17 protein-coding genes are annotated in these 22,140 nt (G+C 49.5%); all 17 read left to right on the forward strand.

Going from position 1 to position 22,140, the window contains the following annotated elements:
- Positions 1 to 2 precede the first annotated feature (2 nt).
- The 17 genes from EAT1B_RS15055 to EAT1B_RS15135 all read left to right on the forward strand — a co-directional run bounded on the left by EAT1B_RS15055 (position 3) and on the right by EAT1B_RS15135 (position 22,118).
- The gene (locus tag EAT1B_RS15055) at positions 3 to 1,703 is read left to right on the forward strand and encodes a proline--tRNA ligase (protein WP_031421704.1); all 1,701 of its coding nucleotides are present in this window, start codon (positions 3 to 5) and stop codon (positions 1,701 to 1,703) included.
- A 70-nt stretch (positions 1,704 to 1,773) separates the two neighbouring features.
- On the forward strand, positions 1,774 to 6,066 hold the full coding sequence (locus EAT1B_RS15060) for a PolC-type DNA polymerase III (RefSeq protein WP_015881424.1): 4,293 nt from the start codon (positions 1,774 to 1,776) through the stop codon (positions 6,064 to 6,066).
- Between the two features lie 113 nt (positions 6,067 to 6,179).
- Positions 6,180 to 6,656, forward strand: coding sequence for a ribosome maturation factor RimP (rimP, locus tag EAT1B_RS15065; protein ID WP_193343250.1), 477 nt, complete (start codon positions 6,180 to 6,182; stop codon positions 6,654 to 6,656).
- Positions 6,657 to 6,670: 14 nt separating this feature from the next.
- Positions 6,671 to 7,834, forward strand: a complete 1,164-nt coding sequence (gene nusA / locus EAT1B_RS15070; RefSeq protein ID WP_015881426.1) for a transcription termination factor NusA — start codon at positions 6,671 to 6,673, stop codon at positions 7,832 to 7,834.
- Entirely contained in the window at positions 7,831 to 8,106 is a 276-nt protein-coding gene (rnpM, locus tag EAT1B_RS15075; RefSeq protein WP_193343251.1) for an RNase P modulator RnpM, read from the forward strand. The genes nusA and rnpM overlap by 4 nt, the downstream gene beginning before the upstream one ends.
- Positions 8,103 to 8,399 carry a YlxQ family RNA-binding protein gene (locus tag EAT1B_RS15080; protein ID WP_015881428.1) on the forward strand — a complete coding sequence of 99 codons (297 nt, stop codon included), beginning with the start codon at positions 8,103 to 8,105 and terminating at the stop codon, positions 8,397 to 8,399. Before rnpM ends, EAT1B_RS15080 begins: the two co-directional genes overlap by 4 nt.
- A 21-nt stretch (positions 8,400 to 8,420) precedes the next feature.
- Positions 8,421 to 10,628: a translation initiation factor IF-2 gene (gene infB / locus EAT1B_RS15085; RefSeq protein ID WP_015881429.1), complete on the forward strand. Its 2,208-nt coding sequence runs from the start codon at positions 8,421 to 8,423 to the stop codon at positions 10,626 to 10,628.
- An 18-nt stretch (positions 10,629 to 10,646) separates the two neighbouring features.
- Positions 10,647 to 10,994 carry a 30S ribosome-binding factor RbfA gene (gene rbfA / locus EAT1B_RS15090; RefSeq protein ID WP_015881430.1) on the forward strand — a complete coding sequence of 116 codons (348 nt, stop codon included), beginning with the start codon at positions 10,647 to 10,649 and terminating at the stop codon, positions 10,992 to 10,994.
- 43 nt (positions 10,995 to 11,037) lie between these two features.
- The gene (truB, locus tag EAT1B_RS15095; RefSeq protein ID WP_193343252.1) at positions 11,038 to 11,952 is read left to right on the forward strand and encodes a tRNA pseudouridine(55) synthase TruB; all 915 of its coding nucleotides are present in this window, start codon (positions 11,038 to 11,040) and stop codon (positions 11,950 to 11,952) included.
- 16 nt (positions 11,953 to 11,968) lie between these two features.
- Positions 11,969 to 12,895, forward strand: a complete 927-nt coding sequence (locus EAT1B_RS15100; protein WP_015881432.1) for a bifunctional riboflavin kinase/FAD synthetase — start codon at positions 11,969 to 11,971, stop codon at positions 12,893 to 12,895.
- Positions 12,896 to 13,019: 124 nt separating this feature from the next.
- Positions 13,020 to 13,289: a 30S ribosomal protein S15 gene (gene rpsO / locus EAT1B_RS15105; RefSeq protein ID WP_015881433.1), complete on the forward strand. Its 270-nt coding sequence runs from the start codon at positions 13,020 to 13,022 to the stop codon at positions 13,287 to 13,289.
- Positions 13,290 to 13,417: 128 nt separating this feature from the next.
- Entirely contained in the window at positions 13,418 to 15,634 is a 2,217-nt protein-coding gene (pnp, locus tag EAT1B_RS15110) for a polyribonucleotide nucleotidyltransferase (RefSeq protein ID WP_015881434.1), read from the forward strand.
- Between the two features lie 51 nt (positions 15,635 to 15,685).
- Positions 15,686 to 16,903, forward strand: a complete 1,218-nt coding sequence (locus EAT1B_RS15115) for a pitrilysin family protein (RefSeq protein WP_015881435.1) — start codon at positions 15,686 to 15,688, stop codon at positions 16,901 to 16,903.
- A gap of 51 nt (positions 16,904 to 16,954) precedes the next feature.
- Positions 16,955 to 18,448: a UDP-N-acetylmuramoyl-L-alanyl-D-glutamate--2,6-diaminopimelate ligase gene (locus tag EAT1B_RS15120; protein ID WP_235439541.1), complete on the forward strand. Its 1,494-nt coding sequence runs from the start codon at positions 16,955 to 16,957 to the stop codon at positions 18,446 to 18,448.
- Between the two features lie 3 nt (positions 18,449 to 18,451).
- On the forward strand, positions 18,452 to 19,705 hold the full coding sequence (locus EAT1B_RS15125; protein ID WP_015881437.1) for a lipid II:glycine glycyltransferase FemX: 1,254 nt from the start codon (positions 18,452 to 18,454) through the stop codon (positions 19,703 to 19,705).
- Positions 19,702 to 20,355, forward strand: a complete 654-nt coding sequence (locus tag EAT1B_RS15130; protein WP_015881438.1) for a M15 family metallopeptidase — start codon at positions 19,702 to 19,704, stop codon at positions 20,353 to 20,355. Before EAT1B_RS15125 ends, EAT1B_RS15130 begins: the two co-directional genes overlap by 4 nt.
- Positions 20,356 to 20,450: 95 nt before the next feature.
- Positions 20,451 to 22,118 (forward strand): ribonuclease J, encoded by a 1,668-nt coding sequence (locus tag EAT1B_RS15135; protein ID WP_015881439.1) that lies wholly within the window; start codon positions 20,451 to 20,453, stop codon positions 22,116 to 22,118.
- Positions 22,119 to 22,140: the final 22 nt, after the last annotated feature.

Consider the following 22,140-nt stretch of genomic DNA (forward strand, 5'->3'; position numbering starts at 1 on the left):
GTATGAAACAATCTAGATTGCTCATGCCTACATTGAGAGAAGTTCCGGCTGACGCGGAAGCGGTCAGCCATCAACTCCTCGTCCGTGGAGGATTCATCCGTCAAAATGCGGCAGGAATTTATTCTTATCTTCCACTCGGACATAAGGTGTTACACAACATCCAAACAATCATCCGTGAAGAGATGAATCGTGCCGGTGCACAAGAGTTATTGATGCCTGCCATTCAACCGGCAGAACTTTGGGAAGAGACAGGACGTTGGGGCATTTACGGTCCTGAGTTGATGCGCTTGACGGACCGTCATGACCGTCGTTTCGCACTCGGTGCGACACACGAAGAATTGATCACATCGATCGTCCGAGACGAGCTCAACTCGTATAAAAAACTTCCGATGAACTTGTACCAGATTCAAACGAAGTATCGTGATGAGCGTCGTCCACGTTTCGGGTTGCTCCGCGGACGTGAGTTCTTGATGAAAGACGCCTACTCATTCCACGCGACACAAGAAGACTTAGATGAAGAATATACAAACATGTATAATGCGTACTCACGCATCTTCGACCGCACAGGACTGAAGTATCGTCCGGTCGTCGCGGACTCTGGGGCAATCGGCGGGAAAGATACGCATGAATTCCAAGCGCTTGCGGATATCGGGGAAGACACGATTGTCTACACGGACACGTCGAACTATGCGGCGAACATCGAGATGGCCGAAACGCTCGACCGTTATGAGATGCAGCAAGCTGACGTTCGTCCACTCGAAAAAGTGGACACGGAAGAGAATCGTACGATTGAAGATGTGGCAGCATTCTTGAACGTGGATCCGAAAACGACAATCAAATCTGTCTTGTTCAACGTGGATGGCGAAACCGTCATGGCAATCGTTCGTGGCGACCACGAAGCGAACGAAGTCAAAGTGAAGAACGCACTCGGTGGACTCGACATTCAACTTGAAGAAGAAGCGAAAATCGTTGAGTTGTTCAACTGTGCGCCAGGTACACTCGGACCGATTAACGCTCCGGTCAAAGTCGTTGCCGACTATGCGGTCAAGTACTTAGTGGATGCAGTCTGTGGTGCCAACGAGGCGAACACACACTACACGGGTGTAAACGCTGCGCGCGACCTTGCCGAAATGACATACCACGATTTACGTTTCGTTGTCGAAGGCGATTTGGCACCGGATGAGTCCGGTCCGGTTCGTTTTGCTCGTGGGATTGAAGTGGGGCAAGTATTTAAACTCGGAACACGATATTCAGAAGCGATGGGTGCGACGTTCCTCAACGAAGAGGGTCGTGCCGAACCACTCATCATGGGTTGCTACGGCATCGGAGTGTCACGCACACTTTCAGCCATCGTCGAACAACATCACGACGACCGTGGAATCGTTTGGCCACGTAACGTGGCGCCGTTCGATCTCCATTTGATCGCAATCAATGCAAAAGATGAGACGCAAGTCGAGTTGGCGAACCGTCTTTATGAAGAGCTTGGTCAAACATACGATGTCTTGTTCGACGACCGAAAAGAACGCGCGGGCGTCAAGTTTGCAGATGCAGATTTGATTGGACTTCCGATTCGCGTGAACGTCGGGAAAAAAGCCGGCGAAGGCATCGTTGAAGTGAAAGTACGTGCAACAGGTGAAGTGATTGAAACATCAATCGATGAATTGAAAGAAGTCATCGCTTCAAAATTTAGCGAAGTTCATTAATGGATGAAGGTGACAGCGGAAGCGGTCACCTTCATTTGTCGAATTGGCATAAAGGGGGAAAGACGGACCCGTGGAAGCAAATCAAAAGATGCAATTATTATTAAGTGACCTTGGGATCACGACCGAGACGGACCTGTTTGATCAGGCCGAACTCTCACGGCTCGTCGTCAACAAGAAGCGACGGACGTGGACGTTTTATTTTTCATTTCCAAAAGTATTGCCATACGACGTGCATCAATTGTTCATGAGTCGATTAGAAAGCCGTTATGCGACGTTCGCGGATGAGGTATACGCTCGGTTCTCGACAACAGCTGGTGGAAGTGAGCAAGACTATATCGACTATTGGCCACGAATCGTCAGCGAGTTGAGCCAAGTATCTGGCGCGATGCGCAGTTATTTCGGTTCCGTTTCGCCACGATTCGAGCAGAACAAACTTATGATTCCAGTGCGTTCCGCACCTGAGGCGAGTTATGTGGACAAAGAGCTCTGTCAAGAAGTGCAGGCGCTCTATAGTGCCTATGGGTTCACGAAAAAACCGTGTCAGGCTCAATTTTCGGAAGACGCTGAGGCGAATCAGGCCCTTCGCGAACAGGTCGTTCAAGAAGACATCGAACAAGCGAAAATGGCACTGGCTGCCCAATTCGCCAAGGCGACAGAAACGAATGACGAACCGATCACAGAAATCCGGATGGGTGCGCTCATTAAAGATGAAATCGTCCCAATCAAGACGATTATCGAGGAAGAACGACGTGTCGCGATTCGTGGACTCGTCTTCTCGGCAGAACGGAAAGAATTGAAGAGTGGGAAGAAACTGTTTACGTTCAAGATGACGGATTACACCGACTCATTGATTGTGAAAGTATTTGCCCGCGATGACGATGACGACCGTATGCTCAGTGCCGTCAAAAAAGGCATGTGGATTCAAACAGCTGGGCGGGTCGAAGATGATTCGTTCATGCGCGAACTATGTATGATGGCATCTCAACTTCAAGAAGTGAAGGTCGAACCGCCACGTGACGAATGGGAAGGCGAGAAGCGTGTCGAACTTCACGCGCATACTCAGATGAGCCAAATGGATGCCGTCACAAACGTCTCGGCGCTCGTCGCCCGTGCTGCGAAATGGGGACATCGTGCCATTGCCATTACCGACCATGCCGGAGTCCAGGCGTTCCCAGAAGCGTATTATGCCGGGAAGAAAAACGACATTAAAGTGTTATACGGAGTCGAGGCGAACGTCGTCAACGATGGTGTCCCCGTCGCCTATCATGCGACCGATGTGGCATTGGAAGATGCGACATACGTCGTCTTCGACGTCGAGACGACGGGACTTTCTGCCGTCTACAATAAAATCATCGAACTTGCTGGGGTTAAAATCAAGGACGGGGAAATCATTGACCGGTTTGAGGCGTTCGCAGACCCGAAACATGCCTTGTCAGCGACCACGATTGAATTGACAGGGATCACGGATGACATGGTCCAAGGTCAACCGGACCCGGAAGTGATCACGAAACGGTTCGTCGATTGGTGTGGCGACAGCATTCTCGTCGCCCATAACGCGTCATTCGATATGGGCTTCCTTGAGGCGACTCTCCGTAGCGGAGGACATGAACCAGACGATTATCCGGTCATCGATACGCTCGAACTTGCTCGAACGTTGATGCCGACGTTGAAGAATCACCGGCTCAACACACTCGCGAAGCGATTCGATATCGAACTGACACAACATCACCGTGCCATTTATGATGCGGAAGCAACAGCATATTTGCTCATGAAGCTACTCGATCTCGCTAAGCAGATGTTCGAGATGACGACACATCGCTCGTTGAACGCGAAAGTCGGGAGTGACGTATCGAAGATTCGTCCGTTCCATGCGACTATCTACGCTAAAAATAAAAAGCCAGGACTTCGTCATTTATATGAGCTCATCTCCTTATCTCACATCGATTACTTGTATCGGATGGCACGCATGCCACGTTCCGAGCTCGTGAAGCGACGGGAAGGACTGTTGATTGGTTCAGCTTGCGATAACGGGGAGATTTTTGACGCCGCCTTGAACAAGTCGGATGATGAACTCGAGAAGATGATGTCGTTTTACGACTTTATCGAGATTCACCCGCCGGCACTCTACCATCATTTAATTGATAAAGAGATTGTGGCGAATGAGTTAGAACTCCGCGAAATCATTAAGCGCATCATTCGTGTCGCCGAGAAGGCCGAGTTACCGGTTTGTGCGACAGGGAATGTGCACTATCTAGATCGGTCCGACCGGTCTTATCGCGAGATTTTGATTCGTACCCAAGGTGGAGCGAACTTTATCAATACGCGTAAAGAATTACCACATGCGCACTTTCGGACGACGAAGGAAATGATGGAAGAGTTCAAGTTTTTAGGTGACGATTTAGCGCGTGAAATCGTCATCACGAATCCGAATGCGATCGCCGACCAGATTGAGTCGATACAAATCATCCCGGATGATTTGTATACGCCGAAAATTGAAGGTGCGGATGATGAAGTTCGGAATATGAGCTATGACATGGCTCGCTCCATCTACGGGGACGAGCTGCCTGAGATCGTGGAGGCACGTCTTGAGAAAGAGCTCAAGTCGATTATCGGCCACGGGTTCGCCGTCATTTATTTGATTTCGCATAAACTCGTTAAAAAATCACTCGATGATGGGTATCTGGTCGGGTCGCGTGGGTCGGTCGGTTCGAGTCTCGTCGCAACGATGACGGAAATCACCGAAGTCAACCCGCTACCACCTCACTACGTCTGTCCGAACTGTCAGCACTCACATTTCTTCAACGACGGGTCGGTCGGGTCGGGATATGACTTACCGGACAAGGAGTGCCCGGAGTGCGGCACGTGGTACAAAAAAGACGGTCATGACATTCCGTTCGAGACGTTCCTCGGTTTCAAAGGGGACAAAGTACCAGATATCGACTTGAACTTCTCAGGTGAATATCAACCGCATGCCCACGCCTATACAAAAGTGCTGTTCGGAGAAGAGTATGTGTATCGTGCCGGGACAATCGGAACGATTGCCGACAAGACGGCTTATGGATACGTGAAAGGCTATGCGACCGAGAACGATAAGATTTACCGGAACGCCGAGGTGGACCGTCTCGTGTCCGGGGTCACCGGGGTGAAACGGACGACAGGGCAACACCCAGGGGGGATCATCGTCGTACCGGACTACATGGACATCGCGGACATTTCTCCGATCCAGTATCCGGCGGATGACAATTCATCTGAGTGGAAGACGACTCACTTTGACTTCCACTCCATCCATGACAACTTATTGAAACTCGATATTCTCGGGCATGATGACCCGACCGTCATCCGGATGTTACAGGACTTGTCTGGTATCGATCCGAAGACGATTCCGACGGATGATCCGACTGTCATGAAGATTTTTTCTTCACCAGAAGTGCTTGGGGTGACACCGGAACAGATTGAATCGAAAACCGGGACGCTCGGGATTCCAGAATTCGGGACGAAGTTCGTCCGTCAGATGCTTGAAGAGACAAAACCGTCGACGTTCTCGGAGCTCGTTCAAATCTCTGGTCTATCCCACGGAACAGACGTCTGGCTCGGGAACGCGAACGAATTGATTTATAACGGGACGTGCGAACTGAAAGATGTCATCGGTTGTCGAGACGACATCATGGTCTATCTGATTTATGCAGGCCTCGAACCATCATTCGCCTTTAAAATCATGGAGTCCGTCCGGAAAGGGAAAGGACTCACGGAAGAGATGGAGTCCGAGATGCGGGAGAATGACGTGCCGGAATGGTATATCTCGTCTTGTAAGAAAATCAAGTACATGTTCCCGAAAGCGCACGCGACTGCCTACGTCTTGATGGCGGTTCGGATTGCATACTTCAAAGTGCATCATCCGATTCTGTACTACGCGACGTACTTTACCGTTCGGGCGGGAGATTTTGATTTGTCCGCAATGATCAAAGGTCCTCAGGCCGTTCGTAAGGCGATGTCGGATATCCGAGAAAAAGGGTTCGATGCGACGGCGAAGGATAAAGGACTGCACACGGTCCTCGAACTGGCGCTCGAAATGCTCGAGCGGGGTATGAAGTTCCAAAACATCGACTTGTATCGGTCGAGCGCGACAGAGTTCTTGATTGAAGACAATACGCTGATTCCACCGTTCAATGCGGTCGACGGCCTTGGAACGAATGCGGCGAAAGCAATCGTCGAAGCGAGAGAAGAAGGACAGTTCCTTTCGAAAGAAGATTTGCGGAAACGTGCGAAACTTTCGAAAACGGTCATCGAGACACTCGATACGATGAAATGTCTCGAAGGTCTGCCTGATGAGAACCAACTCTCATTCTTTGATTTTGGGGTGTAAGTTGCGATTTATCGGGAAAATATGATATATTGGTATCGAACAAAGTTGGATACTACGACGGAAAGGAGTAGGGAACCCTACTCCTTTCTTGTATGTAAAAGCCAGAAGGAGGGATGAGAGTGTCCAAAATAACAGAAGTCGTTGAATCGATTGCGTTGCCGATCGTAGAACGGGAAAACATGGAATTGGTCGATGTGGAATTCGTTAAGGAAGGTCCAGACTGGTTTTTGCGCGTCTATATCGATAAGCCGGGGGGCGTCGATTTGGACGATTGCGTCAATATCAATGAACAGCTCTCGGAAAAACTAAACGAAACCGATCCGATTGAACAGGCTTATTATCTTGATGTCTCGAGTCCTGGTGCGGAGCGTCCGCTGAAAAAGCCGAGCGATTTTGAACGTGCGGTAGGCAAAAATGTCTACATGAAAACGTTCGCTCCGATCGATGGTGCCAAAGAGTTTGAAGGAATTTTGACGGCATATGATGGGGAAACGGTCGTGATCGAGACACGCATCAAGACAAGAAAAAAAGCGGTATCGCTACCGGTAGACAAAATTGCACAAGCCCGCTTAGCGGTCACGTTTAGTTAAGGAGAGGGAAGAAGATGGGTCCACAATTACTCACTACAATCGATCAGATTGCCAAAGAAAAAGGAATCGACAAAAATATCATTATCGATGCACTCGAACAAGCGCTTATTTCTGCGTATCGTCGCAACGTGGCGAACCCGAACGAGCACGTGAAAGTCGAGTTTGATCAGGTGACGGGGGATATCCGTGTCTATGCACTTTTAGAAGTCGTAGAGCGCCTCACGCAACCGGACCAACAGCTCTCACTCGAAGAAGCACATGAAATCGATCCGAACTATGAGCTCGGTGATTTCCATAAAGAAGAAGTCACTCCGAGTGATTTCGGACGCGTCGCGGCGATGACAGCTAAACAAGTCGTCACACAGAAGATGCGTGAAGCGGAGCGCGAGCGCATCTACAACCACTTCGCTGACAAAGAAGACGAAATCATGACAGGAATCGTGGAGCGTTTCGACCCACGCAACCTGTATATCGGTCTCGAGAACAACATCGAAGCCGTATTGACACCGAATGAACAGATGCCGAACGAGTCATACCAAATCCATGACCGCATCAAAGTATACGTGACAAAAGTAGATTCAACGACAAAAGGTTCAGGTGCTGCGATTCAAGTTTCGCGTACGCATCCGGGACTTTTGCGTCGTTTGTTCGAACTCGAAGTTCCTGAGATTTCAAACGGGACAGTCGACGTGATGTCAGTATCGCGTGAAGCGGGTGACCGTTCGAAAATCGCTGTACACTCGGATATCGTCGACCCGGTCGGCGCATGTGTCGGACCGAAAGGACAACGTGTTCAAACAATCGTCGACGAATTGAACGGCGAGAAAATTGATATTGTCCGCTGGTCTGAAGACCCGAAAGAGTTCGTTCGTAACGCACTCAGCCCGGCTCAGGTCGTTGCGGTATATGTCAACGAGCCAGCAAAATCGACGACAGTCGTCGTACCGGACTATCAATTGTCACTCGCAATCGGGAAACGTGGTCAAAACGCCCGTCTCGCTGCGAAATTGACAGGATGGAAAATCGACATCAAGAGTGAAACGGATGCCGAAGCACTTGATTTGTTCGATACGTTCGCTGAAAAAGTTGAATCAGAACCAAAAATTGTTCAAAATGAAGTAGAACAAGACTTATCAGATGCTACAGTTGAAACGACTGCGGTGAAAGAAGAGGAATGACCATGAAGCAAAAGAAACTTCCTTTGCGTAAGTGTGTGGTCACACAGGAAATGCTCCCGAAAAAAGAATTGATTCGTGTCGTTCGGACGCCTGAAGGTGACGTGGTCATCGATCAGACGGGTAAAGTGAACGGTCGTGGTGCTTACTTATCAAAAGATATCGAAGTCGTTCGTCAAGCAGAGAAAAAACGGACGCTCGACCATCACTTGAAAGTAAAGACGAGCGACGACTTGTATGAACAGTTGAAAGCTGTCGCAGGTGGCGAATCATGAGCCAGTGGGAATCATTGTTAGGCCTTGCTGCTCGAGCGAGGAAAGTAACGATGGGAGAAGAGTTTGTATTAAAGGATGTACGAGCAGGTCGTGCCAAGCTCGTCATTCTAGCCGGAGATGCAGGTGCCTCGACAAAAAAACGAGTCACTGACAAATGTGCGTCTTATCAAGTGCCATTGATTGAAGTGAGCGATCGCTACACAATCGGTGCCGCACTCGGTAAAGACATGCGTGTCGTCGTATCGGTGACAGAATCCGGATTTGCGAACAAGCTTAAGCAACTTCTCTCTTAACTATTAACGGAGGTGGATGCTTTGGGAAAACGCGTCTATGAATTTGCAAAAGAACAGAATGTAACGAGTAAACAAGTCATTACTCAATTAGAAAAATTGAACAAACCGGTGAAAAACCATATGGCCGTCCTCGATGAGGAAACGGTAAAACAATTGGACCGTGTGTTCAATCCTGAAAAGTATCGTGCTGAAAAACAAGCGGAAGCGAAAGCGACTTCAACATCGAATGAGCCGAAGCAAGAGAAAAAAGAAGCACAAGCGTCACGTCCACAAGCGGGACAACAAAACCGTGGCGGTCAAAACAATCGCGGTGGACAAAATCGTAACGATAACCGAAACAACGACCCACGCAATAAAAAACGTGGAAAAGGGAAAGGCAAAGGCAAGCCGGTAAAAGCAGCTGTGCCACAAGAAGCCGATCCAAACTCGAAGACGAGTCAGCGTAAAGCGGCACGTCTCGCGCAAGAGGCGGAGATGGGCAACGTCATCAAATATGACGATGTACTGAGCGTATCTGACCTTGCTTCTAAAATGAAAAAAAAGCCAAACGAAATCATCATGAAGTTGATGGGTCTCGGTGTCATGGCAACCATCAACCAAACGCTTGATGATGAAACGGTTGAATTGCTCGCTGCAGAATTCGGCTTTGAGGTTGAAAAAGAAGTTGTTGTCGATGAGACGGACTTTGAAACAGTTGAGATCGACTTCTCACAATATGACCTCGAAGAACGTCCAGCTGTCGTTACCATCATGGGTCACGTCGACCACGGGAAAACGACACTTCTCGACTCGATTCGTAACACGAAAGTCGTCGCAGGAGAAGCAGGTGGAATCACGCAGCACATCGGTGCTTATCAAGTCGAAGTCAACGATAAGAAAATCACATTCCTCGATACACCAGGTCACGCGGCCTTCACGACGATGCGTGCCCGCGGTGCGGAAGTGACAGATATCGCGATCATCGTCGTTGCGGCTGACGATGGCGTCATGCCACAAACAGAGGAAGCGATCTCGCACGCCAAGGCGGCGAACGTTCCAATCATCGTAGCAGTCAACAAGATGGACAAAGAAGGGGCAAACCCTGACCGTGTCAAACAAGAGTTGACAGAGTTCGGTCTCATCCCTGAAGAGTGGGGCGGCGAAACGATTTTCGTTCCGATTTCTGCCATTAAAGGCGAAGGGATCGATGAATTGCTCGAGATGATCCTTCTCGTATCTGAAGTCGAAGAATACAAATCGACACCAGACATGCCAGCTCGTGGTTCAGTCATCGAGGCGAAACTCGACAAAGGACGTGGACCGGTTGCGACACTTCTCGTTCAACACGGTACACTTCGTATCGGAGACTCAATCGTCGTCGGTAGCACGTTCGGTCGTGTCCGTGCGATGGTCAACGATATCGGTCGCCGTGTGAAACAAGTCGGACCATCTACACCGATTGAGATCACTGGTTTGAACGACGTTCCACAAGCCGGTGACCAGTTCATCGTCTTCGAAGATGAGAAGAAAGCACGTGCAATCGGGGAGAAACGCTACCAACGTTACCTCGAGTCACAGCGTCGTGAGTCGGCGAAAGTAAGTCTTGATGACTTGTTCAGCCGCATTCAAGAAGGTGAAGTAAAAGACTTGAACGTCATCATCAAAGCAGACGTTCAAGGGTCAGCTGAAGCATTGGCTGGTTCACTCCGCAAGATTGATGTCGAAGGCGTCAAAGTCAACATCGTGCACCAAGGTGTCGGTGCGATCACGGAAGGTGACGTCATCCTCGCGTCAGCTGCGAATGCCGTCATCATCGGATTCAACGTCCGTCCTGACGGAAACGCACGTTCGATGGCGGAACAAGAGAACGTTGAAATGCGTCTCCACCGCATCATCTACAACGCGATCGAGGAAATCGAAAGCGCGATGAAAGGGATGCTTGACCCAGAGTTCGTGGAAGAAATCACAGGTCAAGTCGAAGTCCGTGACGTCTTCAAAGTATCGAAAGTCGGTGCGATTGCAGGTTGTTATGTGACAGAAGGTAAAATCACACGTGACGCCGGTGTCCGTGTCATTCGTAACGGGATCGTGATTTACGAAGGTAAACTCGATACACTTCGCCGTTTCAAAGATGACGTGAAAGAAGTGGCGACTGGTTATGAGTGTGGAATCAAAGTAGAGAAATTTGATGACATCAAAGTAGACGATGTCATTGAAGCGTTCGTCATGAAAGAAGTCGAACGTAAATAATGTGAGGAGGGATCACGTATGAAAATTCGTGCCCAACGTGTTGCCGAGCAAATGCGTAAAGAAATTACAGATGTCTTGTTACGGGAAGTCAGTGACCCGCGTACAAAAAACGCCACGATTACGAGCGTTGATGTAACGGGTGACTTACAACAAGCAACGGTCTATTATACGGTGCTTGGTGATGAGGAAGATGTGAAAGCGGAAACGCAAGCTGGTCTCGATAAGGCGAAAGGATTTATCCGTCGCGAAATTGGGAACCGCATCCGTCTTCGGAAAACACCAGAGATCTCGTTTGAATACGATTCTTCAGTCGCATATGGTAGCCATATCGATTCGTTGATTCGTGATTTGAACAAAGATCAATAATTTGAAAGGGGAGACGTCGTTCTCCCTTTTTTTATATGGAGGGATGAAATTGGAACCGAACGGAGTGCTCGTACTCGATAAAGATGCTGGCATGACGAGTCATGACTGCGTATTTAAATTACGAAAATTGTTCCAGACGAAAAAGGTCGGACACACAGGTACACTTGACCCGGAAGTGACAGGCGTCCTACCCATCTGTTTAGGGCGTGCCACGAAGCTGTCGCGTTTTATCACGGATGAAGGGAAACGTTACGTGGCCGAGGTGACGATTGGTACCGCCACGATGACCGAGGATGCGCATGGCGAGGTCGTCGCACAGAAATCAGTCACACCGAACGATTTGGACGAATCGCAGATTGACGAGGCGATGCGTCAATTGACGGGGATGATTGAACAAATCCCGCCGTACTACTCAGCGGTCAAAGTAAACGGGAAGAAGTTGTACGAGTATGCACGGAAAGGACAGACCGTCGAACGGCCTCGACGCACGGTCGAAATTCATCGTCTGGAGCGGACGAGTGAATTGACATTTGAAGCGGATGTCTGTCGCTTCCGAATGGAAATCGACTGTGGGAAAGGGACGTATATTCGAACGCTCGCCGTTCAGATCGGGGAGAAGCTCGGTTACCCTGCCCATATGAGCGAACTCAGACGGACGAGCTCAGGAACGTTTGAGGAAGAGAACGCGGTATCGCTCGAAACGTTACAGTCTCTTGAAACGGTCGAAGAACGATTGGCGCATGTGATCCCACTTGAGGATGTCATCAAACGCTGGCCGGCAATCACGATTCCAAAGAATCGGGAGCATTATATTCGGAATGGCGGAAAGCTGAACGGCGTTTCGCTCGAATTTGAGTTATTTACTGTCTATAATGAAGAAGGAATCCCTCTTGCTTTATATCGAAGACAAGAAGGAACGACAGACGCTACAGTCGAGGTCATGCTGGCCATCGACTAAGGGGGAATTTGACAGTATGGAAACAAGACATCTCACCTATCCAGAAACACCGGACGTGTATCCGTCGGTCATGGTACTCGGTTTCTTCGACGGTGTTCATAAGGGCCATCAAGCCGTAATCCATCACGCCAAGCGTGTGGCAGCGGAGCACAACCTACCGGTGACGGTCGTCACGTTCGACCCGCATCCGAAACAAGTACTTTCAAATAAGCCAGACGCAGTGCGTTATATCACGCCGCTGTCTCGAAAGCTGAAGCGAATTGAAGCACTAGGGGTTGAGCGTTGTCTTGTCTTAACGTTCACAAAGGAACTAGCAGGACTTTCTCCGCAACAGTTTGTCGATGATTATTTGATCGGTGCCGGAGCCGTGCACGTGACAGCTGGCTTTGATTACTCATATGGCAAGTTCGGAGAAGGGACGATGGAGACACTTCCGTACCACGCGCGTGACCAGTTCACGACGTCGGTCGTCACAGAGCAGACGATGACCGGAGAAAAGGTGTCATCGACTCGAATCCGTAAGCTGTTGGCTGAAGGAAGTGTCGACGAAGCGCATGAGTTACTCGGTTCTCCGTACGTCATTTGTGGAGAAGTCATTCACGGTGACGCACGTGGGCGCACCATCGGTTTCCCGACGGCGAACGTGTTGATGGACGCATCATACGTCATGCCACGATTAGGTGTATACGCGACTCGCGTCACGCTCCCGGACGGACGGACGTTCCGTGCGATGACGAATGTTGGACGTCGTCCGACGTTTTATGAGACGGGATCGGTCTCGGTTGAAAGCCACCTCTTCGACTTCTCAGAGGATTTATATGGACAAGTCATCGAAATCGAGTGGATTCAATATATTCGGAACGAGCGCGCGTTCGACGGGTTGGATGCGCTAGTCGCTCAACTGAAAGAAGATGAGGTGGCAGCCCGCTCAATCCTATCTTGACTTTCAGGAGCGGGTACGCTATCCTTGTCAAGTACGCAAAGTACACCGCTTCGCTTGGCTGGTCGATTCACCAACGCCGGCTCGGCAACGCGGCAATTTTTCATTAAATGGAGGTGGAGAGGCAATGGCACTCTCAAAAGAACGTAAAAACGAAATTATCGCGGAATACGCGACAAAACAAGGTGACACAGGTTCACCAGAAGTACAAGTGGCTGTGTTGACTGAACAAATCAACACATTGAACGACCACCTTCGTACACACAAGAAAGACCACCACTCACGTCGCGGTCTCTTGAAAATGGTTGGACGTCGTCGTAACTTGCTTACGTACCTTCGTAACAAGGACGTTACACGTTACCGTGAATTGATTCAACGCCTCGGTCTCCGTCGTTAATCGATCGAGACTGTTTAACGGGCTGGGACAACGTCCTAGTCCGTTTCTTCTTTTTTAAGGAAAATGATTAGACATTCGTTGGAATGAGTTACATAATAAACTAGATAAGGTTTGAGAGGAGAATGTACATGTTAGGTACGAAACAAGTATTCTCTACAGAGTGGGGCGGACGCCCATTGTCTGTAGAGGTCGGCCAACTTGCGAAGCAAGCAAACGGTTCGGCACTCGTGCGTTATGGAGATACGGTTGTCCTTGCGACAGTTACGGCTTCAAAAGCACCAAAAGATTTAGACTTCTTCCCGTTGACGGTCAACTATGAGGAGAAACTTTACTCGGTCGGTAAAATTCCAGGTGGTTTCCTTCGCCGTGAAGGTCGCCCGGGTGAAAACGCGATTTTGACATCACGTCTCATCGACCGCCCGATTCGTCCACTCTTCCCAGACGGATTCCGTCATGATATTCAAGTCATGATTTACGTCATGTCAAACGACCCAGATTGCTCGGCTGAAATGGCAGGTATGCTCGGAACGTCAATCGCGCTCTCGATTTCTGACGTACCGTTTGACGGTCCAATCGCTGGCGTGACAGTCGGCCGTGTGGACGGCGAATTCGTCATCAACCCGACGACGGCTCAGTTGGAGAAAACGGACCTTGAACTTCAAGTTGCAGGGACATCGACAGCCATCAACATGGTTGAAGCAGGTGCGAACGAAGTACCTGAGGACGTCATGCTCGAGTCGATCTTGTTTGGACATGAAGAAATCAAGCGTTTGATTGCATTCCAACAAGAAATCGTAGAAGCTGTCGGAAAACCTAAATTCGAATACACGGTCTCGAAATACGATGAGGCACTTACTGCTGAACTCGAAGCAGCCCGTCCTGAAATCGTAGAAGCGGTTCAAGTGGAAGAGAAACACGCTCGTGACGAAGCCATCAACGAAGTGATTGCGAAGTATGTCGCGATGTATGAAGCGCGTCTTGCGGATGAGCCTTCAAAACTCGGCGAAGTTTCAGGCATCTTGAACAAGTTCGTCAAAGATGAAGTCCGTCGCTTGATCACGGTCGAAAAAGTCCGCCCAGACGGACGTCGTCCAGACGTGATTCGCCCGCTCGCATCAGAAGTCGGATTACTCCCACGTGCACACGGTGTCGGTCTCTTCACACGAGGTCAAACACAAGTCATGTCTGTTGCGACACTCGGTGTCATCGGAGACGCACAAATCATCGATGGAATCGGTCTTGAAGAGAACAAGCGCTTTATGCACCACTATAACTTCCCGCCGTTCTCAGTCGGTGAAGCTCGTCCGGTCCGTGCGCCAGGTCGTCGTGAGATCGGTCACGGAGCACTCGGTGAGCGTGCGCTTCTTCCAATCATTCCGAAAGAAGCAGACTTCCCATACACGATTCGTCTCGTTTCGGAAGTACTCGAATCAAACGGTTCAAGTTCACAAGCTTCGATTTGTGGGTCGACACTCGCATTGATGGATGCAGGTGTGCCAATCAAAGCGCCAGTCGCTGGGATTGCCATGGGTCTTATCATGGAAGGTGAACACTACACGGTCTTGACAGATATTCAAGGACTTGAAGACCACCTTGGGGATATGGACTTCAAAGTAGCTGGAACGAAAGACGGGATCACCGCCCTTCAAATGGATATCAAAATTGCCGGGATCACGCGTGAAATTTTAGAAGAAGCGCTTGAACAGGCACGTGTCGGTCGTTTACACATCCTTGACCACATGCTTGAGACGTTAGAGACTCCACGTACACAATTGTCGAAATATGCACCGAAGATTGTGACGATGACAATCAATCCGGATAAGATCCGCGACGTCATCGGACCAGGCGGTAAGATGATCAACAGCATCATCGACCAAACGGGCGTCAAAATCGACATCGAACAAGATGGTACGGTCTTCATCGCCTCGACGGACCAAGAAGGAATCGATCTTGCCATGTCAATGATCGGTGACATCGTCCGTGAAGTCGTCGTCGGTGAAGTATACGATGCTACCGTACGTCGTATCGAAAAATTCGGCGCGTTCGTCGAGTTGTTCAAAGGTAAAGATGCGCTCGTACACGTGTCCGAATTCAGCCTTGAGCGTGTCGCGAACGTCGAGGATGTTGTGAAGCTCGGCGATTCGATTCAAGTCAAAGTCACTGAAATCGATGACAAAGGTCGTGTCAACGCATCACGAAAAGCGCTCATCTTAGAAGGATTGTCTCCTGAAGAGCGTGAGGCATACGAAGCGAAACGGAAAGCAGCACGTGAAAGCCGCCCACCTCGCGATAGCCGTCCGCCACGTCGTGACGGGGACCGTCGTCCACCGCGCTCGACAAATTAATTATTCTGGCCATCGTCTTGGTGCGATGGCCTTTTTCATAGGAGTGAGAATATGGAATGGATGACATTAGAGAACGGTGTCCGAATCATCATCGAACCAATCGAAGGTTCGCTTAGCACCTCGACCGGGGTATTCATTAAAGCAGGGACACGTACAGAGACGTTTGAGAACATCGGCATCAGTCATTTGATTGAACATATGTTGTTCAAAGGGACCGCATCGAAAAGCGCGAAAGAGATTGCTTCCTTTTTCGATGAGCTCGGTGGAAGCGTCAACGCCTTCACCTCGAAAGACCATACATGCTTTTACGTGAAGACGCTCGATGAACACGCGGTCATGGCGCTCGACGTCCTGACAGACATGCTGTTTGAGTCGGTGCTCGATGCACAGGAGTTAGAAAAAGAAAAGCGTGTCGTTGTGGAAGAGATTAAAATGTATGAGGATACACCGGAAGATCTCGTTCACGAACTATTGGCCATCGCGGCGTATCGGGACGATATCCTCGCCCAACCGATTTTAGGGACGGAGGAGAGTGTCAATCGATTGACGCGTGACCAGCTCGTCGAATACTTACAAGAACAGTATACGGCCGAGCAGATTGTCGTCTCGATCGCAGGTCATGTTTCTGAAGAATTGATTGAGGCGGTAAAACGTAGGTTTGCCCACATCCCTTCTAGGGAATCGTCGAAAGAAATCAATCAACCGGAACTGTTCCATGACACATTGACGAAACATAAGGAAACGGAGCAAGCCCACCTCTGTTGGAACTACGAAGCGATTCCGGCGACGGACGATCGATTGCCTCATTTGGCATTGATGAACAACGCAATCGGCGCGACGATGTCTTCGCGTTTGTTCCAGTCCATCCGTGAAGAAGAGGGCTTGGCTTATTCCATTTACTCCTATTACACGACGTTTTCCGATCACGGTACGTTTACCATATACGTCGGTACGTCGCCGGATACGTTGGAACAAGTCGAAGTCATCCTAGAGAGAGAGATGAAGCGACTTGTCGCCGACGGTTTGACTGCTGAGGAAGTAGACAAAGGCAAGCGACAATTGAAAGGGTCGATCGCTCTTGGGAATGAAAGTTCGAGTGCCCGTATGAATCGGAACGGACGGAACTTGCTACTTCTCGATGAAGTCGAGCCGATAGAACAAGTGATTGCCAAAGTAGAACGGATTGAACGCGATGAGGTCAATACATTGATTCGTGAGGTGTTGAGCCATCGCCCAGCGAAGTCATATGTCCTCCCAAACGAAGCGTGACTTGAAACCGAATTGTAAGTTCTCTACACTGATTAAGAGGTATTCTTTAGTTTGGATAGGATACAGGTGAAAGAAGGGAAAGACTTGAACTTAACGGATTTAGTGAAGACGATACAATTAATTAATCAACCAAATCTAGAAGGCATCGTCGTGACGCATGTGACGACGGACTCGCGAGAAGTTGTGCCGGGAACGCTGTTTGTCGCCATCAAAGGCTATACGGTAGATGGGCATGAATATGCGGCGCAAGCAGTAGAGCGAGGCGCGGTGGCAGTCGTTAGCGAACGATCGCTCGACCTGTCAGTGCCAAACCTGATTGTACGTGACAGCTCGCGTTCGATCGGGTTGTTGGCTTCGGCCTTTTATGCGTATCCATCTGAACAGATGCGACTGTTCGGAATCACGGGAACGAATGGAAAAACGACGACGACGACGATTTTACGAGACGTCCTCGACGTTCTCGGGCATTCGACCGGTTTGATTGGGACCGTTGAAGTACGCATCAACGACAAAATCGTCCCAAGTAAAAATACGACGCCTCAAAGTTCAGAACTTCAACAGTTGTTGGCACAAATGCGTGATGAAGGCGTGACGGACGTGATGATGGAAGTGTCCTCACACGGTCTTGAGCTCGGACGTGTCATCGGAACAGATTTTGACATCGTTGGCTTCACGAACTTGACGCACGACCACCTAGATTTTCATGGGACGTTTGAAAACTATGCACGTGCAAAAGGATTATTGTTCGCTCAACTCGGTCAAATGGCCTCACGTGGGAAAGTCGCCGTTTTGAATGCGGACGATGCACAAACGCCTCTTTATGAGACGATGACCGGTGCGAAAGTAATAACGTATGGGATTGATGCGCAAGCAGATTTGATGGCAACGGACATTGAACAGACGTTGTCTCAAACGAGCTTTACATTGAATTACCAAGGCGCGAAACTTCCGGTGACGGTTCAATTCATCGGTCGTTTCAACGTGTACAATCTATTGTTGGCGACGGGTTGTCTTCTCGCTGCCGGTTATTCGCTTGAGCGAATTGCCAAAGCACTCGAGATGATTCATCCGGCCAAAGGACGGATGCAACGTTTAGACGTCCCAGGTTACAACGTATATGCGGACTACGCCCACACGCCGGATGGCATCGAACAGTGTCTGAAGTCGCTCGTCGGCGTACCGAAAGAAAAGATTATCTTTTTGATTGGGACAGGTGGGAACCGTGACGTCACAAAACGTCCTGCAATGGGTGAGATGGCTTCGACTTATGCCGGTACCGTCATCATTACGACGGATGATCCACGATTCGAAGCGTATGAATCCATTACAAAAGGGATTGCAGCCGGGATGACCCACGACAACTTTGTTGAAATCGGGGATCGAGAAGAAGCGGTCCGTTATGCGGCCCGTCTAGCGAAACCGGACAACATCATCGTGTTAGCAGGGAAAGGGCACGAGAAGTATCAAATTATCGGAAATGAAAAATTGCCGCTCGACGAAGAGGCAATCGTTCGAGCGACCATTTTGAATACGGAGGAAGCATGATTTATGGCAGTACAACCAATTACGTTGACAGAAAAAGAGCATGACGACTTCGTCAAAACACACGACCGAGGGGATTTGTTGCAACTATCGAGTTGGGGAGATGTAAAGCGCCAAAATGGTTGGACGTCAGAACGTGTAGCGGTCGCGCGAGACGGCGTGACGTCCGGTGTCGCTTTACTTTTATTCAAACGTGTCCCGAAATTACCATACACACTGTGCTATGCCCCACGCGGGTTTGTCGTGGACTACGACGACTTGGCATCGCTACAGGCGCTCGTGAAAGAAGCGACGCGTGTCGCGACGGCACATAAAGCCATCGTCGTAAAAATCGATCCAAACATCGACCGAGATGAATTGCCAGGACTATTGACCGAAATGGCTGCCATCGGGTTTAAACATAAGGGATACGGCGGTGGATTTGACTACGCCCAACCTCGTTTTACAATGGAAACGGATTTGCGCCCGAGTGAGAAGGATATTTTTGCGAAATTCCATCATAAGTTCCGCTACAATGTCCGTCTCGCGGAGAAAAAAGGAATCGTCTGCAAAGAGGTCGGTCGTGACGGACTCAAAACGTTCGCCGATTTGATGAAAGTGACAGGGGAACGTGACGGATTCGCTACGCGAGGGCTCGATTATTTTGAGAACCTATACGATTGTCTGCAACCGAATGATGCCCGTCTCTTCTTGACAACGCTCGAACCGAAAATCGCACTCGAACAGCAACAGGCGACGCTAGAAAAAGCGAAGAAAGAGTTGGCGAAGATTGAACGGGGCCTTGAGAAAGAAACGATTGAAAAGAAACGTAACAGCCTTTTGAACCGCAAGGAACAGACGGAGGCACAAATTCAAAAAGCGGAGCAAGCTCTCCCTGAGCTCGTCGAACTCGATCAGACCTATCCGAACGGGCTCGTCTTATCAGGTGGTCTGTTGACTCTCGCAGGACGGCGTTCTTATTACTTATACGGAGCCTCGTCAAATGAATTCCGTGAATTTATGCCGAACCACTTGATGCAGTGGACGATGATGCAGGCGGCCAAAGCGAGTGGCGCCGAGCGATACGACTTCGGCGGGGTATCAGGAAGTACGGACCCGGATGATGAATATGCTGGTCTTTACGCATTCAAATCGGGATGGGGAAGCGACATGATTGAAAAGGTCGGGGAATTCGACCTCGTCTTGAATCGTCCTTTGTATATGGCACTCGAAAAAGGGTTGCCACTCTTAAAAGGACTGCGTAAACGGTTAAGAAGATGAGATGGACAGGCGTGTTATCTCTTGCGATGGTCGCCTTTCTGATTGGCATTACGCTCGCTTACTTTTATATGCAACCGGAACCGGTGCCTTGGGTAGACGAGCCGACGTTCGAAGCGGATATGTGTGTACGGGACGTGGAGAAAGAGGATGCGATCTTGGCAAGGACGAAGATTGACTTCGACCGGTTGCATCCGTTAGTCGCCAATCGGGGAGAATCGTTCATTCGATTGGCCCATTCTTGTCTAGACCTCGAAGTGCGCCTCACTTCAGGATACCGTTCTGCCAAGGAACAGAATGCGCTTTATGCGCAAGGACGGTCTGAACCCGGGCAAGTGGTGACCAATGCGAAGGCGGGTCAGAGCTATCATAACTACGGTCTTGCTGTCGATTTCGTTATCATCCATAACAACAAGACCGACTATGACCTGAATACGGATCGTAATCGGAATGACATTCCTGACTGGCAAGAACTAGGGGAGTTAGGAAAGGCGCTCGGCTTTGAATGGGGCGGAGACTGGAACTCATTCCCGGACTATCCTCACCTCCAAATGGACTTCGGCTTGTCGATTCGTCAACTTGTTGCAGGGAAGCGACCTGATGAAAAAGAGACGGCACCGCTTGCTGATGCACTAAAACCTCTATTAGATTAGACGGAAATGTTGGCAATGAAGCCGTTTTCCGCTACAATATTCAGTAGCGATAAGGGGACGAAACAGAATATGAATCATTTAGGAGGTTTTTGTTAGTGTCAAAAAAGAAGACAGAGAATATTAGCGTCTTTGCGCTTGGAGGCGTAGGCGAAATCGGGAAGAACATGTACGTCGTGGAACTAGACGACGACATCTTCGTCATCGATGCCGGTCTAATGTTTCCAGGCGATGAGATGCTCGGGATTGATATCGTCATCCCAGACATCACATACTTAAAAGAAAATAAAGATCGCGTACGGGCGATTTTCATCACCCATGGTCACGAAGACCATATCGGTGGACTCAGCTACGTCTTACGCGACTTGAAGCACGTTCCAGTATACGGGACGAAATTGACCCTCGGGTTGATTGAATTGAAATTAAAAGAGGCCGGTTTGTTGAAAGAAGTCGACCTTCGCATGATTGATGCCAAAACGAAATTGACTATCGCTGATCATTTCATCACGTTTTTCCGCGTCAATCACTCGATTCCCGACTGTGTCGGCGTCTGTATTCAAACGTCTCAAGGTGCGATCGTCCATACCGGAGATTTCAAGTTTGATTACACGCCTGTCGATGGTAAACAATCCGACTTCAATAAGTTAGCGGCAATCGGACAACGTGGTGTACTTGCACTTCTTTCCGACTCGACGAACGCCGAGCGACCGGGGCAAACCGGTTCAGAGTCAATCGTCGGAGCTGAATTGAACGATGTCATTTATCAAGCGGAAGGTCGGGTTATCGTGGCATCATTCGCCTCGAACGTCCATCGCTTGCAACAAGTATTCGCAGCAGCGGAAGCGAATGATCGTAAAGTCGCGGTCGTTGGTCGTAGCATGGTCAACATCGTCGAAGTTGCACAGAAACTAAACTACTTACGTTTCAAGGCGAAGACACTCGTCGAGTTGTCGCAAGTAAACCGTCTACCGGATAATAAAGTCGTCATTTTAACGACAGGTTCGCAAGGAGAGCCGATGGCGGCATTGACTCGTATGGCTCGTAATGCCCACAAGCAAGTCAACATTCGATTGAATGACACGGTCGTCATCGCGGCGACACCGATTCCAGGGAATGAGAAGTCCGTTTCTAAAACGATTGATTTGTTGTTCCGTTCGGGTGCGAACGTCATTTACAACCAACGTAAAGTGCACGTATCTGGACACGGCTCGGCAGAAGAATTGAAGCTGATGCTCAACCTCGTTAAACCGAAGTACTTCTTACCGATTCACGGGGAATACCGGATGCAGATGGCACACTCGAAACTCGCTGAACAAGTGGGCGTCAAACCAAACAACATCTTCATCGTTGAAAAAGGTGACGTCGTCGAGTTCACGGGTCGAAAAGCCCGCATGAGCCGAAAAGTTCCTGCAGGAAACGTCTTGATTGACGGAATCGGCGTCGGGGACGTTGGAAACATCGTCTTACGGGACCGTCGTTTGTTGTCACAGGATGGAGTTGTCCTTTGCGTGGTCACGTTGAATCGCAAACAGAAGAAATTGATTTCAGGACCTGAACTCATCTCACGTGGTTTCGTATATATGCGTGAATCGGAGGAGATGATTTCAGAGGCAAACCGTATTGTCACGAAACAGATTGAAAAGAGTCTGCAGGCTGGCAGTGATTGGACCGAATTGAAATCAAATATCCGCGAGCGACTGAGCGTCTTCTTATTCGAGCAGACGAAACGTCGTCCGATGATCTTGCCGATCATCATGGAGATTTAATGGAATGAGAGTGAGGCAAAAG

Origin of the sequence: Exiguobacterium sp. AT1b (assembly GCF_000023045.1) — a bacterium.
GTDB lineage: Bacteria > Bacillota > Bacilli > Exiguobacteriales > Exiguobacteriaceae > Exiguobacterium.